Source organism: Mycobacterium sp. DHQP2018-32-09 (assembly GCF_058148405.1).
Genome location: NZ_JBYVYK010000081.1, coordinates 1 through 14,512 on the forward strand (window position 1 = coordinate 1; position 14,512 = coordinate 14,512).

General features: G+C 69.4%; 15 protein-coding genes, 1 tRNA gene and 1 pseudogene. 6 read left to right on the top strand and 11 right to left on the bottom strand.

The genetic code is table 11. The annotated features are described in order from the left end of the window. Positions 1–1,783, top strand: a 1,783-nt coding sequence (locus tag AC30CM_RS25785) for a diflavin oxidoreductase (RefSeq protein WP_490119759.1), incomplete at its 5' end; no start/stop codon positions are given. A gap of 15 nt (positions 1,784–1,798) precedes the next feature. Here AC30CM_RS25785 and AC30CM_RS25790 read toward each other — a convergent pair. The 4 genes and pseudogenes from AC30CM_RS25790 to AC30CM_RS25805 form a co-directional block, all read right to left on the bottom strand. Then, complete coding sequence (locus AC30CM_RS25790) at positions 1,799–2,602, bottom strand: crotonase/enoyl-CoA hydratase family protein (protein WP_490119760.1); 804 nt, start codon at positions 2,600–2,602, stop codon at positions 1,799–1,801. A 100-nt stretch (positions 2,603–2,702) separates the two neighbouring features. After that, entirely contained in the window at positions 2,703–4,373 is a 1,671-nt protein-coding gene (locus AC30CM_RS25795; protein WP_490119761.1) for an FAD-binding dehydrogenase, read from the bottom strand. Between the two features lie 176 nt (positions 4,374–4,549). Further along, positions 4,550–6,044 (bottom strand): annotated as a pseudogene (gene arsB / locus AC30CM_RS25800) (ACR3 family arsenite efflux transporter). A 4-nt stretch (positions 6,045–6,048) separates the two neighbouring features. After that, the gene (locus tag AC30CM_RS25805) at positions 6,049–6,501 is read right to left on the bottom strand and encodes an ArsI/CadI family heavy metal resistance metalloenzyme (protein WP_490119762.1); all 453 of its coding nucleotides are present in this window, start codon (positions 6,499–6,501) and stop codon (positions 6,049–6,051) included. A 99-nt stretch (positions 6,502–6,600) separates the two neighbouring features. Between AC30CM_RS25805 and AC30CM_RS25810 the strand changes: the two genes are divergently transcribed. Beyond that, the gene (locus AC30CM_RS25810) at positions 6,601–6,960 is read left to right on the top strand and encodes an Rv2640c family ArsR-like transcriptional regulator (RefSeq protein ID WP_490119763.1); all 360 of its coding nucleotides are present in this window, start codon (positions 6,601–6,603) and stop codon (positions 6,958–6,960) included. A gap of 135 nt (positions 6,961–7,095) precedes the next feature. Here the strand turns inward: AC30CM_RS25810 and AC30CM_RS25815 are convergent. From AC30CM_RS25815 to AC30CM_RS25835, 5 genes are all read right to left on the bottom strand, one after another. Further along, positions 7,096–7,168 (bottom strand) — tRNA-Ala (locus tag AC30CM_RS25815). A gap of 50 nt (positions 7,169–7,218) precedes the next feature. Next, positions 7,219–8,439 carry a divisome protein SepX/GlpR gene (gene sepX / locus AC30CM_RS25820; RefSeq protein ID WP_490119764.1) on the bottom strand — a complete coding sequence of 407 codons (1,221 nt, stop codon included), beginning with the start codon at positions 8,437–8,439 and terminating at the stop codon, positions 7,219–7,221. Positions 8,440–8,574: 135 nt separating this feature from the next. Continuing rightward, positions 8,575–9,228 carry a GNAT family N-acetyltransferase gene (locus AC30CM_RS25825; protein ID WP_490119765.1) on the bottom strand — a complete coding sequence of 218 codons (654 nt, stop codon included), beginning with the start codon at positions 9,226–9,228 and terminating at the stop codon, positions 8,575–8,577. A 32-nt stretch (positions 9,229–9,260) separates the two neighbouring features. After that, complete coding sequence (gene glp, locus AC30CM_RS25830; protein ID WP_490119766.1) at positions 9,261–10,517, bottom strand: molybdotransferase-like divisome protein Glp; 1,257 nt, start codon at positions 10,515–10,517, stop codon at positions 9,261–9,263. A 62-nt stretch (positions 10,518–10,579) separates the two neighbouring features. Beyond that, the gene (locus AC30CM_RS25835; protein WP_490119767.1) at positions 10,580–11,494 is read right to left on the bottom strand and encodes a UTP--glucose-1-phosphate uridylyltransferase; all 915 of its coding nucleotides are present in this window, start codon (positions 11,492–11,494) and stop codon (positions 10,580–10,582) included. An 88-nt stretch (positions 11,495–11,582) separates the two neighbouring features. On the opposite strand from AC30CM_RS25835, the gene AC30CM_RS25840 reads away from it, so the two are divergent. The 3 genes from AC30CM_RS25840 to AC30CM_RS25850 all read left to right on the top strand — a co-directional run bounded on the left by AC30CM_RS25840 (position 11,583) and on the right by AC30CM_RS25850 (position 13,383). Then, positions 11,583–12,185, top strand: a complete 603-nt coding sequence (locus AC30CM_RS25840) for a 5-formyltetrahydrofolate cyclo-ligase (RefSeq protein ID WP_490119768.1) — start codon at positions 11,583–11,585, stop codon at positions 12,183–12,185. Positions 12,186–12,286: 101 nt separating this feature from the next. After that, positions 12,287–12,643: an FmdB family zinc ribbon protein gene (locus AC30CM_RS25845; RefSeq protein ID WP_490119769.1), complete on the top strand. Its 357-nt coding sequence runs from the start codon at positions 12,287–12,289 to the stop codon at positions 12,641–12,643. 77 nt (positions 12,644–12,720) lie between these two features. Then, positions 12,721–13,383 carry an SAF domain-containing protein gene (locus AC30CM_RS25850; protein ID WP_490119770.1) on the top strand — a complete coding sequence of 221 codons (663 nt, stop codon included), beginning with the start codon at positions 12,721–12,723 and terminating at the stop codon, positions 13,381–13,383. A gap of 4 nt (positions 13,384–13,387) precedes the next feature. On the opposite strand, the gene AC30CM_RS25855 is transcribed toward AC30CM_RS25850, so the two are convergent. Then, the gene (locus AC30CM_RS25855) at positions 13,388–13,627 is read right to left on the bottom strand and encodes a hypothetical protein (protein ID WP_490119771.1); all 240 of its coding nucleotides are present in this window, start codon (positions 13,625–13,627) and stop codon (positions 13,388–13,390) included. Positions 13,628–13,783: 156 nt separating this feature from the next. Here AC30CM_RS25855 and mscL point away from each other — a divergent pair, with 156 nt between their 5' ends. Further along, positions 13,784–14,263, top strand: coding sequence for a large-conductance mechanosensitive channel protein MscL (gene mscL, locus AC30CM_RS25860; protein ID WP_490119772.1), 480 nt, complete (start codon positions 13,784–13,786; stop codon positions 14,261–14,263). Positions 14,264–14,339: 76 nt separating this feature from the next. Here the strand turns inward: mscL and AC30CM_RS25865 are convergent. Next, a partial coding sequence (locus AC30CM_RS25865) for an MspA family porin (RefSeq protein ID WP_490119462.1) occupies positions 14,340–14,512 on the bottom strand: 173 nt, incomplete at its 5' end.

The window sequence follows — 14,512 nt, forward strand, 5'->3', positions numbered from 1 at the left end:
GGCGGCGGTCGCACCCGCGGCCGCCGCCGCACCGCCGCCGCGGGGCACGGCGCCGATGCGCGCCGGCACCACACTGGCGGTGCTGCACGGTTCCAACCTCGGGACCGGCCGCGCGCTGGCCAAGCAACTCGCCGAAGAGGCGACCGACCTGGGCTGCGTCGCCACCGTGGGGCCGTTGGACGGCGCCACGGGCGGTCTGCCCGAGGCCGACGTCGTCCTGATCATCGCCTCGTCGTACAACGGCCAGCCCACCGACGACTCGCGCGACTTCTACGCCTGGCTGCTGGACCAGGACACCACCCTGGGCGGCACCCCGTCGTACGCCGTTCTCGGTGTCGGCGACCACAACTGGGCCGACACCTATCAGGCGGTGCCGAAGCGCATCGACGAGCGGCTCGCCGAACTCGGCGGGCAGGCCCTGGTGCCGCGGGCCGCCGCCGACACCTCGGGCGACATGACCGGGGCGGTCGAGGAGTTCTCCACCGCGCTGTGGGCGGCCGTGGCGCAGCGGTACGGAGATCCCGACGCGGTGCCGGTGGCCGACCGCGACCAGCCGCTGTACGACCTGCGCGTCGTCGCCGGCCCGCTGACCAGTGCCATCGACTCGAGGTTTGCGGTGACCCCCATGGTGGTCACCGAGAACACCGAGTTGGTGAGCGCCGACAACTCGCTGGGCCAGGCGAAACACTATGTCCGCGTCGATCTTCCAGACGGCGTCGAGTATCACACCGGCGATCACCTGACGGTGTTGGCCGACAATCCGCCGGAACTCGTGGAGACGGTACTGGAACTGTTGAACATCGACGGCGCACTGCGGTTGTCGATCAACCCGCGCCGCAGTTCCCGACGGCTCATCGCCCTGGACCGCGAAGTGAGCGTGCGCGAACTCCTCACGCACTTCGTGGAACTCCGCAAGCCGGCGACGCGCAGTCAACTGCGTCGGCTCGCCGCGTGCAATCCGTGCGAGCCCGAGCGGGTGCGGCTGGAGGAACTCGCCGATGCCGCCGAGCCGTGCGTACTCAGTCCCCTTGAGTTGCTGCTGGAGTTCCGGGCGTGCGCGGTGACCGGCGCCGAACTGCTGGAGATGCTGGAACCCATGACGCCGCGGCACTATTCGATCGCATCGTCCTCGCTGCTGTCCCCTCGGAACGTGGCGCTGATCGTCAGCGTGCTCGACGTACCCGCCCGGTCTGGTCACGGCGTGTTTCGCGGTGTGGCGTCGAACCACCTCGCCGGGGTGGTCCCGGGAACCCGGGTGCGCGCGCGGGTCGACCCGGCTCGGCAGGCCTTCCGGGCGGGCGCCGACCCGGAGCGGAACGTGATCCTGGTCAGCGCCGGCACCGGCGTCGCGCCGTTCTGCGGCTTCCTCGGCGATCGGCTCGCCGCGCAGCGCAGCGGCTCCCCGTTCGCTCCGGCGCTGTGCTTCTTCGGCGTCCGGGACCCCGAGGTGGACTACGTCTTTCGCGACAGGTTCGAAGAGGCCGAGGAGGAGGGCATCGTGCGGATGCGGCCGGCCTTCTCGCGGGCACCGGTCGACGGGGTGCGTTACGTGCAAGACCGCATCGCCGCGGACGCCGACGACGTCTGGGAGTTGCTCGGCGATCCGGCCAAGGACGCACACGTCTACGTCTGCGGCGACGGAGCCAGGATGGCGCCGGCGGTGCGGCAGGCATTCCTCGATATCTACCGTGCGCGCACCGGCGCCGACGAGAGCGCCGCCCGCGACTGGTTGATCGGCCTGGTCGACTCCGATCACTACGTGGAGGACGTGTGGGCCGGCTGACGCCGTCGCGCTCCCCTAGGCAGGATCGGTGAAGACCGGCTTCTCCCCGGACATTCCGGCCATCACGGCGGCGATCTGATTGGGCTTGCCGATCAGTCCCAACTGCAGGTCGGACTCACGCCGCAGCGCGGCCGCGGCGTCGGCGCCCACCCAGGTGTCGTCGTAGAGGCGCTTGGCGGCGCGTACCGCATCGGGCGACTTGCCGGCGATCTCGGCGGCCAGCGCGTGCGCGGCGGCCAGGGGCTCCTCGGCAGTCCGGGTGACCAGTCCGAGCGAGGCCGCCTCGGCGCCGGAGACGATGCGTCCGGTGAAGGTCAGCTCCTTGGCCACGTCGATGGGTAGCAGGCGGGGAAGTGTCTGCGTGATGCCCATGTCGGGCACCAGACCCCACTTGATCTCCATGATCGACAGTTTGGCGTCAGGGGCGGCGATGCGGATGTCGGCGCCCAGCGCGATCTGCAGTCCCCCACCAAAGCAGTTGCCGTGGATCGCGGCGACGACGGGGGCGGGCACCTGCGACCAGTCGTAGCTGACGCGCTGCGCGACGTTGGCGATGCGGTCGGCGTCGCGGCGCAGGAGCACGTCGGTACCGCCCTCGGTGGTCATGAAGCTCGCGACGTCCAGACCCGAGCAGAAGCTCTTGCCCTCGCCGTGCAGCACCACAGCCCGCACGCGGGGGTCGTCGGCAAGTCGGGCTGCGGCGTCCGTGAGCCCTTCGAACATCCCGCGGTCCAGCGCGTTGTGCTTGTCCCCGCGCACCATGGTCACCGTCGCCACGCCGGCGGCATCGACGTCGACGCGCACTCTGTCTTCACTCATGCATGGGAACCTACGCGCAGTTGGTCACCGGGGGATGCGCGGTAGCGGCGGGTCGTTCCGAGCCCGCCGCCGGCGCCACCGCCGGCCGAGGCGCAGCCGGTCACAACGTGTCGGCCAGCGCCCGCCCGGCGGCGCGCCCCGAGAAGATGCAGCCGCCCAGGAAGGTGCCCTCCAAGGCGTTGTAGCCGTGCACCCCGCCGCCGCCGAATCCGGCGACCTCGCCGGCGGCGTACAGGCCGGGGATGGGCTTGCCGTCCAGGCCGATGGCTCGCGAGGCCAGGTCGGTCTGGATGCCGCCCAACGTCTTTCGGGTCAGGACGTGCAGTTTGACGCCGATGAGGGGCCCGGCGTCGGGGTCGAGGATGCGGTGGGGTGCGGCAGTCCGGCCGATCCGGTCCCCGAGCGACCGTCGCGAGTTGCGGATGCCCTGGATCTGCGCGTCCTTGCTGAAGGGGTTCGCCAGCTGCAGGTCGCGCGCGACGATCTGGCGGCGGATCTCGATGGGGTCCAACAGTGGTTCGTCGGTGAGGGCGTTCATGCGCGCCACCAGTTCGTCGAGGTTGCGCGCGACGACGAAGTCGACGCCGCGGTCCTTGAACGCCTCGATGGGTGTCGGGGCGCCCTTGGTGAACAACCGCTCCTTCAGGAAGGCCTTCTTGCTCTTGGACGTGATGTCGGGGTTCTGCTCGGAACCCGACAGCGCGAACTCCTTCTCGATGATCTTCTGGGTGAGGATGAACCAGGAGTGGTCGTACTGCGCGATGTCGGGGGTGGTGCGGAGATGACGGAGCGTGCCGAGGGTGTCGTAACCGGGCAGGAAGGGTTGCGGCAGTCGACGTCCGAGGGCGTCGAACCACATCGAGGAGGGGCCGGGCAGGATGCGGATGGCGTGATTGGGCCAGATGGGGTTCCAGTTCACGACGCCCTCGGTGTAGTGCCACATGCGATCTCGGTTGACCAGCCGGACCCCCGAGTCGGCGGCGATGTCGAGCATGCGGCCGTCGACGTGGGCCGGTACGCCGGTGATCATCGTGCGTGGCGGTGTGCCCATGCGCTGGGGCCAGTAGCGGCGCACGATGTCGTGATTGGCCCCGATGCCGCCGGTGGTGATCACCACCGCGGATGCCGCCAACTCGAACTCCCCCACCACGTCGCGATTCGAGGTGGCTCCCCGGACCGCGTCGTCGGGTGCGAGGGTCACCCCGCGGACGCCGGTGACGGCACCGTCGGTGAACACCAGTTCGTCGACGCGGTGGCGGTGCCGGAACGTCACCAGACCGCGCTCGGCGGCGTGCAGGGCCGAGTCGACGAAGGGGCCGACGACGCCGGTGCCGGTCCCCCAACTCACGTGGAAGCGCGGCACCGAGTTGCCGTGCCCGGTGGCGCTGAGGTCGCCGCGCTCGGCCCAGCCGACGGTGGGCAGGAAGGTGATCCCGTGGTCGGCGAGGTAGGCGCGCTTCTCGCCCGCCGCGAACTCGACGTACGCGCGTGCCCACTTGCCGGCCCAGACGTCTTCGTCGTCGAGGCGGTCGAAGGCCGCGCTGCCCTGCCAGTCGTTCCAGGCGAGGTCGAACGAGTCCTTGATGCCCATCTTGCGCTGTTCGGGGCTGTCCACCAGGAAGATGCCACCGAACGACCAGAACGCCTGGCCGCCGAGGTTGGCGGCGTTCTCCTGGTCCACCAGGATGACGGTCTTGCCGCGGCGGGTGAGTTCGTGTGTGGCGACCAGTCCGGCCAGCCCCGCTCCCACCACGATGACGTCAGCGTTCACTGGAACTCCTCGCAGATTCCGATCCCCGTGGGCATCCGCCACGTTAGTGCCTCGCCGGCGGCGGCCAGAAGGCCGACGTGTGGCCGGCTGCCCCTTCGAGCCCTTGACCTACTCGATGCGAACGTGAACGTGGGCGTTTGCGGCGGTTGGCAGAGTTGGCCGCATCCGACCAGGATTCACAGACCCAAGTCCTCCGCCAACGCGCGAACGCGGCGTTCGATGTCGTCTCGAATCGGACGAACGGTGTCGATGCCTTGGCCTGCCGGGTCGGCCAGTTCCCAGTTTTCGTAACGCTTGCCGGGAATGTAGGGACATTCGTCGCCGCATCCCATCGTGACGACGACGTGGACGGCGTCGAGGTCGTCCAGGGTCCAGCGACGGGGTTGTTCCCCTGCGATGTCGATGCCCTTCTCGGCCATTGCGGCGATGGCGGCGGGGTTGACCTCGGTTGCGGGTTCGGAGCCGCCCGAGTAGACGGTGGCGCGGTTTCCGGCCAGGTGTTTGAGGAACCCCATGGCCATCTGTGACCGTCCGGCGTTGTGGGTGCACAGGAACAGCACGGCGGGGTGCGTGTCAGTCATCGCGGGAGGCCTCGTGCATCGAGCGGGTGGGGGCGTTCGCGAATCGTTTCCGTAGGTGGAGGGACACGTAGACGAGCGCGACGAGTACGGGCACTTCGATCAGTGGGCCGACGACTCCTGCCAGCGCTTGGCCCGAGGTAGCCCCGTAGGTGGCGATGGCGACGGCGATGGCGAGTTCGAAGTTGTTGCCCGCGGCGGTGAACGCCAGCGTCGTGGTGCGTTGGTAGCCGAGGCCGAGGGCTGCGCCCAAGACGTAGCCGCCGCCCCACATCACGGCGAAGTAGACCAGCAGGGGAACGGCGATGCGGACCACGTCGAGCGGGCGACTGGTGATCTGTTCCCCCTGTAGGGCGAAGAGGACGACGATGGTGAACAGCAGCCCGTAGAGCGCCCACGGTCCGACCTTCGGCAGGAAGCGGGTTTCGTACCAGGACCGGCCCTTGGCCCTCTCGCCCAGGCGTCGGGACAGGTAGCCCGCCAGCAGCGGGATGCCGAGGAAGATGAGCACCGACTGAGCGATCTGCCACGGCGAGGTCGTGATGGTCGCCGTTTGCAGTCCCAGCCAGCCCGGCAGCACCGAGAGGTAGAACCAGCCCAGGACGGCGAACATCAACACCTGAAACAGGGAGTTGAGCGCGACCAGCACGGCGGCGGCCTCGCGGTCGCCGCAGGCGAGGTCGTTCCAGATGATGACCATGGCAATACAGCGGGCCAGGCCGACGATGATGAGGCCGGTGCGGTACTCGGGGAGGTCGGGCACCAGGAGCCACGCGAGGGCGAACATGAGCGCGGGACCGATGATCCAGTTCAGGACAAGGGAACTGACCAGGAGCTTGCGGTCGCTGGTGACCGTGTCGAGCCGGTCGTAACGCACCTTGGCCAAGACCGGATACATCATGACGAGCAGGCCGAGTGCGATGGGCACCGAGATGCCGTGCAGTTGCACGCCGTTGAGCGCGACGTTGATTCCGGGGACGAGACGGCCCAACAGCAGACCGGCGACCATTGCCAGGCCGATCCACACCGGGAGGTATCGGTCGAGCGTCGAGAGCTTGCCGACGACGATCGACTCTTCGGCGTCGTTCACCACCGTGTCACGCCTTCGGAGGCGCGTCACCGGCGCAGCACGTTCCCGTTTCGCTGCCGTCGTCGTCCAATGCCGCCGAGTTGGTCCCGAACGTATCGGAGTCGGCCAAGACGGTGTAGACCTCCCACTTCTCGCCTCCGGGCCCGGTGACCCACACCTTGTCCTGGGTGGCGAAACAGCAGGTCGTCCCGATCTCCTCGGCGGTGAACATGCCCTCGTTGGTCAGCCGCCCGATCTCGGAGTGAACGGCTTGGCTGGATTCGACTTCCACCCCGAGGTGGTTGAGCGTGCCGCCTTGGCCGGGGTTTTCGATCAGAACCAGCTTCAACGGTGGCTGGGCGACCGCGAAGTTGGCGTATCCCGGCTTCACCTTCGCAGGCGCGGTGTTGAACAGCGTGGAGTAGAACGCGATGGCCTGGTCGAGATCGTCGACGTTCAGGGCGAGTTGAACGCGGGACACGAGGCACCCCCTTACCTTTGCGGCTTATGTCGAATTACTGGCAGCGCCAATCCTGCCACCTCTTCGACGTTTGTCAACAAGGTATGGCACCATGGCCAGGTGCCCAAGACGCTGCCCGAGGTCGACGTGTCCGCGCCGGTGCGTTGCTCACCCGTCGCGGCGGGCCCCGTCGGCGATGACGCGGCATTGGAGATTGCCCTGCGCCTCAAGGCCTTGGCGGACCCGGTCAGGGTCAAGCTGATGTCGCTGCTGTTCAGCAGCAGCGCCGGTCAAGAGTGCAGTTGCGATCTGGCAGCAGCGGTGGGACTCGCGGAATCGACGCTCAGCCACCACCTGTCACAGTTGCGCCGAGCGGGTTTCGTCGAGTCGGAACGGCGGGGCATGAACGTCTACCACCGCGCCCGCCACGAGTCCCTCACTGCACTGTGTTCGGTCCTGGACCCGACCTGCTGTCGCTGAGTCATTCGTCGGAGTCGACGGCCGGCACGCGGTAAGCATCGACGCTGCTCCACGTGACTTCGGACCACTTCGGACCGCTTCGGACCGCTTCGGCAGCCCGGCGGTCAGCACTGCCGCTGACCTGATCAAACTCTGTGGAGCTAAGGGGAATCGAACCCCTGACCTACTCGATGCGAACGAGTCGCGCTACCAACTGCGCCATAGCCCCTAGTGCCGGTACAGGTTATCAGTCACTCGTCCCAGCGCGAAAACGAGTGGTTACTGACCCGCCGCGCGCGGCAGGTCGTAGCTCCTGCCGAACGACGTGTACTCCAGATGCTCGAAGATGGGGTCCTCGTCGTCGATCTCCAGCACCGCGGCTCCCGGGCGCCGGAGACGGGAAGGGACGACGTCGAACTCCTGGTCGTTGGTGTTCTCCACCCCCAGCCTCGACCGGGCCATGCGCTGCGCGCGACGCCGCCGCAGCTGCTCCTCGATGCGCGTCTGCCGACGCAGGTATGCCAGGTAGAGCACGGTGACCGCACCCACCGCACCGCACGCCCACCACAGCGCAGGCGCCACTAGGAAGGCGGCCACGCCCGACACCAGCAGCAGCGCCGCCATGGTCATCAGCATCCGCTTGCGGAACGCGAACTTGCGCTCGCGCACGGCCGCCGCCGCCTTGCTCTCGTAGGGCGTCCGCCGCGAGGCGGCCTTGGGTTCGGGGGCCTCGGGGGCCTCCAGGCCCGACGAATCGTCGACGTACTCGTAGTCATGGTCGGTGCCGTCGGTGTCGTCGGTGTCGGTGCGGGTGTGGGTGTCGGTGTCCTTGTCCTTGCCCTTGTTCTCGACCGTGTCAACGTCCTCGGCTGCGGCGCGGGGAGCCTCGGGCGCTGCGGCCGCCGGCGCCGGGGCGCCGTCGTCGCCGAAGTCGGCCTCGTCGACGGTGCGGATGGCCGCGGTCGCCGGACCCGCCTCGAAGATCGGCTCGGGCCGGGGTGCGCTTGCGGGCTCGTCGACCCACGCCGGCGACTGCGTCTCGAAGTCCAACGGCAGCTGCGGATCCCCGGCCTTCCCGACGACCGGTTCCGGTGTGCCGACGGGCAGTGCGCCGGAATCCATCTCGACGACGTCGACGTCCAGGTAGTCGGGCTCGTCGACGGCCGCGCTCTGGGCCAGCACGACGGTCTTGCGCGGCTTGGTGACGCTGTCATCACCGTCGAAGCCGTCGACGCCGTCCAAGCCGTCGAAGCCGTCTACGTCCTCGTCGAAGTCGTCGCGTTCGTGGCGCCAGTCGGGGTCGCTGTGGTGGCCGGCGGCCGGGCCGCGGCGGCGCAATCGCTGGGCCGCGCGGCCGGACGTGTTGAGCACGCGGGTCGCCAGGGCGACGTCACTGGTCCGACGGACGGTGTCGCGCTTGCTGATGAGCATGGGAACCAGCACGAACAGCCACAGCACGACGAGGGAGATCCACAGGAGGGATTGGGGGATGCTTGGCATGGTGGCCGGCTCCTTTCCCCTTCAGGCTAGGTCTGTCGACCAGCGCATCGGGGGTGACGCGCCGAGGTCAATTACACACCTGTAATTCACCTCTTACAAGCACATTCGTCCCATATGTCACATCTGCAACAACATTCACGCCCAGCTCGCGCGACCCGACCTCACCAGCGCCGAGGCCACCGACCCCCGGAGTTCCTCGACCGTCACGGCCACCAGCAGATGATCGCGCCACGCACCGTCGACCTCCAGGTATCGCCGCAGCAGGCCCTCCTCGCGGAACCCGGCCTTGGCCAGCACCCGCCGACTCGGCGCGTTCTCGGGTCGCACCGTCGCCTCGATGCGGTGCAGCATCACCGGGCCGAAGCCGTGATCCATCCCCAGCGCCAAGGCCGCCGTCGCGATCCCCCGCCCGGTGAGTTCACTGGCCACCCAGTAGCCGATCCACGCCGACCGCAACGCCCCGTGCGTGACGTTGCCCAGCGTGAGCTGCCCACTGAACTCGCCGTCCACCTCGATCGCGAAGGGCAGCATCCGACCCTTGCGGGCCTCCGCCCGCAGTCCCGAACACACCGATGGCCACGACGTGATGGCATGTCGCGCTTCCCAATTCAGCTCGGCCACCGGCTCCCAGGGTTCCAGGTGGGCCCGGTCGGCGAGTCGCAGGTGACTCCACGCCGCGGCGTCGCGCATGCGCACCGGCCGCAACCGCACCAATCCCCCGGGGACGCGCAGAGGGCCTGCCGCCTGTGGCCAGCCGGGGTGCACGCCCGTCGACCGGAACGGGCTCACGGTCGGTCCATCGCGTGCGCCTTGGCCGTCACTCAGCCGCGCTGCGCAAGGAAGGCGACGTCGACCGTTTCCCCGGTGCGCACCTCCTGGGTCTCCGTCGGAACCATCACCAGACAGTTCGCCTCGGCCAGCGTCGCCAGCAGATGCGACGAGGCGCCCGGCGCACCGCCGAGAGCCTGCACCAGATACTCGCCGGTGTCCTGGTCGCGCATCAGCTGGCCGCGCAGGAAGCCCTTGCGCCCCGCCACCGACGAAATCGGCGACAACGTGCGCGCCGGCACGACACGCCGGAGCGGCTGCCGCTTCCCCAGCGACATGCGGATCAGCGGTCGCACCATCACCTCGAACACCACCAGCGCGCTCACCGGGTTGGCCGGGAGGAGGAACACCGGCACCCCGTCGCGTCCGAGCTGCCCGAACCCCTGCACCGAGCCGGGGTGCATCGCGATCCGGGTCACCTCCATCTCCCCCAGATCCGACAGCACCGAGCGCACGGCCTCGGCCGCCATGCCGCCGACGCCGCCCGCGATCACCACGACCTCGGCCCGATTCAACTGTCCCTCGACGACGTCGCGCAGCGCCTTGGGGTCACTGGTGTCGACGATGCCCACGCGGTTGACCTCCGCACCCGCGTCCCGACCCGCCGCCGCCAGGGCGTAGGAGTTCACGTCGTAGACCTGGCCGTTCCCCGGCGTCCGGGAGATGTCGACGAGTTCCCCGCCCACGCACATCACCGACAACCGCGGCCGCGGATGCACCAACACGCGTTCGCGCCCCACCGCCGCCAACAGTCCCACCTGTGCCGCACCGATGATGGTGCCGGCCCGGACCGCCACGTCGCCGGGCTGCACGTCGTCACCCGTGCGACGCACGTACGCCCCCGAACGCACCCCGCGCAGCACCCGGACCCGGGAATCGCCGCCGTCGGTCCACCGCAGTGGCAGCACCGCATCGGCAAGCGTCGGCATGGGCGCTCCGGTCTGCACGCGCGCGGCCTGCCGCGGCTGCAGCCGACTCGGCGTGCGAGCCCCGGCCTCGATGAGCCCCATCACGGGGAGGCTGATGTCCCCGCCACGCTCACCGTCGTCACCGGCCTCCGCACCGAGGACGTCGACGCTGCGCACCGCGTAGCCGTCGATGGCCGCCTGGTCGAAACCCGGCAGCGGACGTTCGGTGACCACCTCTTCTGCGCACATCAGTCCCTGCGCCTCGGCGATCGCGACCTTCACCGGCCTGGGCGCCACCGCAGCAGCCGCCACTCGAGCCTGCTGCTCCTCAACCGACCGCAACGTGCGCCTTTCTGCTTCCCGATCCGTCACGGGCCCGTCGCGCACACCGTGCGCCCTGCGTGTCAGCGCTCGGACAGACCCAACCGTTCGACCAACCAGCGCCGCAATTCGGGGCCGTAGTCGTCACGCTCCAACGCAAAGTCAACCGCAGCCTTCAGGTAGCCGCCGGGATTTCCCAAGTCGTGTCGAGAACCGCGGTGCACCACGACGTGCACCGGGTGGCCCTCCGAGATGAGCAGGGCGATGGCATCGGTGAGCTGGATCTCGCCACCGACGCCCTTCTGCACCCGGCGCAACGCGTCGAAGATCGCCCGGTCCAGCACGTAGCGCCCCGCCGCCGCATACGGCGACGGCGCGTCCTCGGCCTTGGGCTTCTCGACCATGCCGTTGACCTTGAGCACGTTCGGGTTCGCCGCGTCGGGCACCACCTCGACGTCGAACACGCCGTAGGCGCTGATCTCGTCGCCCGGCACCTCGATGGCGCACAGCACCGAGCCACCGCGCTTGGCGCGCACCTTCGACATGGTCTCCAGCACTCCCGTGGGCAGCACCAGGTCGTCGGGCAGCAGCACGGCGATGGCGTCCTCGTCGGGCTCCAGCACCTCTTCGACGCAGCTGACGGCGTGACCCAGCCCCAGCGGCTCGGCCTGCACGACGGACTCGACCTTGATCAGAGCCGGTGCGCGACGGACCTTTTCGAGCATCAGCTGCTTGCCCCGCGCCTCCAGCGTGCCCTCGAGCACCAGGTCCTCCACGAAGTGCGCCACCACGCCGTCCTTGCCCTCGGACGTCACGATGATGAGGCGTTCCCCGCCGGCTTCGGCGGCCTCGGCGGCCACCAGCTCGATCCCCGGCGTGTCGACGACCGGCAGGAGTTCCTTGGGCACCGTCTTGGTGGCAGGGAGGAAGCGCGTTCCCAGTCCCGCGGCGGGCACGACCGCCGTGCGAGGAATGCGCACCTGAGCCTGTGTCGTCATCGTTCACACGATAATGCCCTTTGCCAACGGCCTCCCCCCGAGTCCTCGAGATTGTGGCGGGCACCCGCACGGTGCGACGCTGAGCCGCGTGGAACCAGCCAACGGCGCAGCCCCACCGACGAAGGGCGAGCTGCGGGCCGCCGTCGTCCGCGCCCGCCGCGCAGTACCGCCGCAGCGCCGCGCCGACGAGGCCGCCGCACTGCGGCGCGGCCTGTGCGCGGCAGTGGACCCCCACGACGTGGTCTGCGCGTACGTGCCGGTGGGGTCGGAGCCGGGCTCGATCGACGCCCTCGACGAGCTGCTGCGGATGGGAGTGCGGGTGCTGCTTCCGGTGGCCCGCGAGGAAGCCGGCGGTCCGGTGCCGTTGAGGTGGGGCGAGTACCGGCCGGGCACCCTGGTCGACGCCCGCTTCGGCCTGCGCGAACCCGCGGCGCCGCACCTGCCGCCTACCGAGATCGGCGAGGCCACCGTGATCGTGGTGCCTGCCCTGGCCGTGGACCGGGCAGGCGTGCGGCTGGGGCGCGGCGCCGGCTTCTACGACCGCTCGCTGCCGCTGGCGGACCCGGCGGCGCGGCTGGTGGCGGTGGTGCGCGACGAGGAGCTGCTCGACGCGGTGCCCGGCGAACCGCACGACGTCGCGATGACCCATGCGCTCACCCCCGGCGGCGGGCTGATCGTCCTGGCGCGCTAGCGACGGCGGACGCTGCGCCGGGAATCACCCGGGGCCCGTAGCGGTTCTAGCACTTGCACCGGTAGAGTGCTAAACCAGTGTGACCATCCCCGGAGGTTCTCGTGCCGACCTATTCCTATGCGTGTACCGCATGCGACAACCGCTTCGACGCGGTGCAGGCGTTCAGCGATGACGCGCTGACCACCTGCCCCAAGTGCGACGGACGGCTCCGCAAGCTGTTCGGCTCGGTCGGGGTGGTGTTCAAGGGCAGCGGCTTCTACCGCACCGACAGCCGCGACTCGTCCAAGAGTTCCACGGCGAGCAATGGGTCGGCCAAGAGCGAGTCCTCCGCGTCGTCCTCGGACTCGTCCAGCAGTTCCTCGTCCGCCGGTTCGTCGAGTTCCTCGTCGGGTGGGTCGTCGTCGAGCGGATCGTCGTCGAGTTCCTCGTCGAGCGCCCCGGCCACCACCTCCAGCTAGGAGTCCGGCCGAGAGTTGTCCACAGGCCTGCAGGCGCGGGGCTGTGCCGGACCCCGTGCGCGATCTAGCGTGACGCCATGGGGGATTCACTCGCGCCGAGTCCGTGGAGTCGGGTGCTGTCGTTGCGTCCGGACTGGACCAGGACCGTTGCCGCGCGGCGGGCCGCCGCCGGGGCGCTGGTGCTGTTGGCCGCCGTCGCGGCATTGCGGCCCGATCCGTCCGACGGCGCCGTCGCCGTCCTGATCGCGACGCGAGACCTGTCCCCCGGCGTGACACTCACCGCCGACGACGTCCGCCTCGAATCCCGTTCGGCGACGACCATTCCCGACGGTGCGCAGACGAATGCCGGGGAAGTGGAGGGGCTGATGGTCGCCGGGCCCACCCGCCGCGGCGAGGTGCTCACCGACGTGCGGCTGCTGACCCCACGACTCACCGACGCCGCGGTGGGACCCGATGCCCGCGTGGTCGCCATCAACCTGGCCGATGCTGCCTTGCTCGACCTGTTACGGCCGGGCGACGTCGTCGACGTGCTGGCCGCGAATTCCGTTGCCCCAGGCGTCGATTCGGTCGACACACCGCGCGTCATCGCCAGCGACGCGGTGGTGGTCATGGTGTCGCAGCCGGCCCAGTCCCCAACCGCCGGGGATCAGCGAGTGGTGTTGGTGGCGCTGCCCGCCCGGGCCGCTACCGAGGTCGCGGGCGCATCGCTCGTGCAGGCGGTGACCCTCACCATGCGGTGACGCGTCAGCCCGCGGGCGCCGGCGGGGCGGCCGGGATCGCCGCAGGGTGCCCGGCGATCGCGTCGAGCACCATGTCCGCCAGTTCCTCCGGGCTCGATGTCGGAGCCGGCTCCTCCGGGCCCGACGTCGGCCCCGGCGGCGGAGGTGGGACCGCGGGTTCGGCGGCGGCCGACGGTGCCGTCGCGATCACCGCCAGCGCGAGGAACGCCGCAGCAGCGGCCGAGGTGACTCGAGTGGCACCCATCAGTCGGATTCCCTCCATGTCCTTCCTGGTTCGCCCTTCCTGGTTCGCCCTTCCTGGTTCGCGACGCGAAGCTAGCACGGTACCGAAGGCACCGTGGCCCTGCCGGGTTTACCGTGTCACTTGCCGACCGTCGCATTCATGGAAGGGGATCCGCACGTGTTGAAGGGATTCAAGGAGTTTCTCGCTCGGGGCAACATCGTCGACCTCTCGGTCGCGGTGGTCATCGGTACCGCATTCACCGGACTGGTCACGAAGTTCACCGACAGCATCATCCAGCCACTGATCAACCGCATCGGCGCGGGCGCACAATCCGATTACGGCGTCTTGAAGATCAACATCGGGGGCAACCAGACGATCGATCTCAACGTCCTGCTCTCGGCCGCGATCAACTTCGTCCTCGTCGCCGCCGTCGTGTACTTCTTCGTCGTCGTGCCCTACAACCGGCTGCGCAAGAAGGGCGAGGTGGAACAAGCCCAGGACACCGAGTTGAGCCTGCTCACCGAGATCCGCAATCTGCTGGCCGATCAGGGCGACGGCAAGCACGTCACCGCCGCCCCCGGCACCGGCCCCAGCCCGGACACCGCGACGTTCACCAGCGCGGACCGCACCGACAAGGACGCGGCGAAGGACACCTGAGGCGCCACACCGCCGTCACGTGAAGACAGCCCCCCGGCCGTGCGGCCGGGGGGCTGTCTGCTGGTCGAGCTGGAACCTAGTTCATGTTCCAGGGTTCGCCGTAGGTGGTGACCGAGTCACCGGTGCTGGAGATCAGGCGAGCGAACGGACGCAGCAACACGCCACCGGCCGCACCGGTCACCGTGCCATGAGCGTTGGACACCGCCACCGCACCATCGGGACCCTTGACGTCCACCGAGAACGTCGCCA

Bases quoted from the DNA above. Each gene is read 5' to 3' on its own strand.
- AC30CM_RS25835 (WP_490119767.1), bottom strand. From the start codon at position 11,494: ATGACGACACAGGCTCAGGTGCGCATTCCTCGCACGGCGGTCGTGCCC.
- AC30CM_RS25850 (WP_490119770.1), top strand. From the start codon at position 12,721: ATGGGGGATTCACTCGCGCCGAGTCCGTGGAGTCGGGTGCTGTCGTTG.
- sepX (WP_490119764.1), bottom strand. From the start codon at position 8,439: ATGCCAAGCATCCCCCAATCCCTCCTGTGGATCTCCCTCGTCGTGCTG.
- AC30CM_RS25790 (WP_490119760.1), bottom strand. From the start codon at position 2,602: ATGAGTGAAGACAGAGTGCGCGTCGACGTCGATGCCGCCGGCGTGGCG.
- AC30CM_RS25855 (WP_490119771.1), bottom strand. From the start codon at position 13,627: ATGGGTGCCACTCGAGTCACCTCGGCCGCTGCTGCGGCGTTCCTCGCG.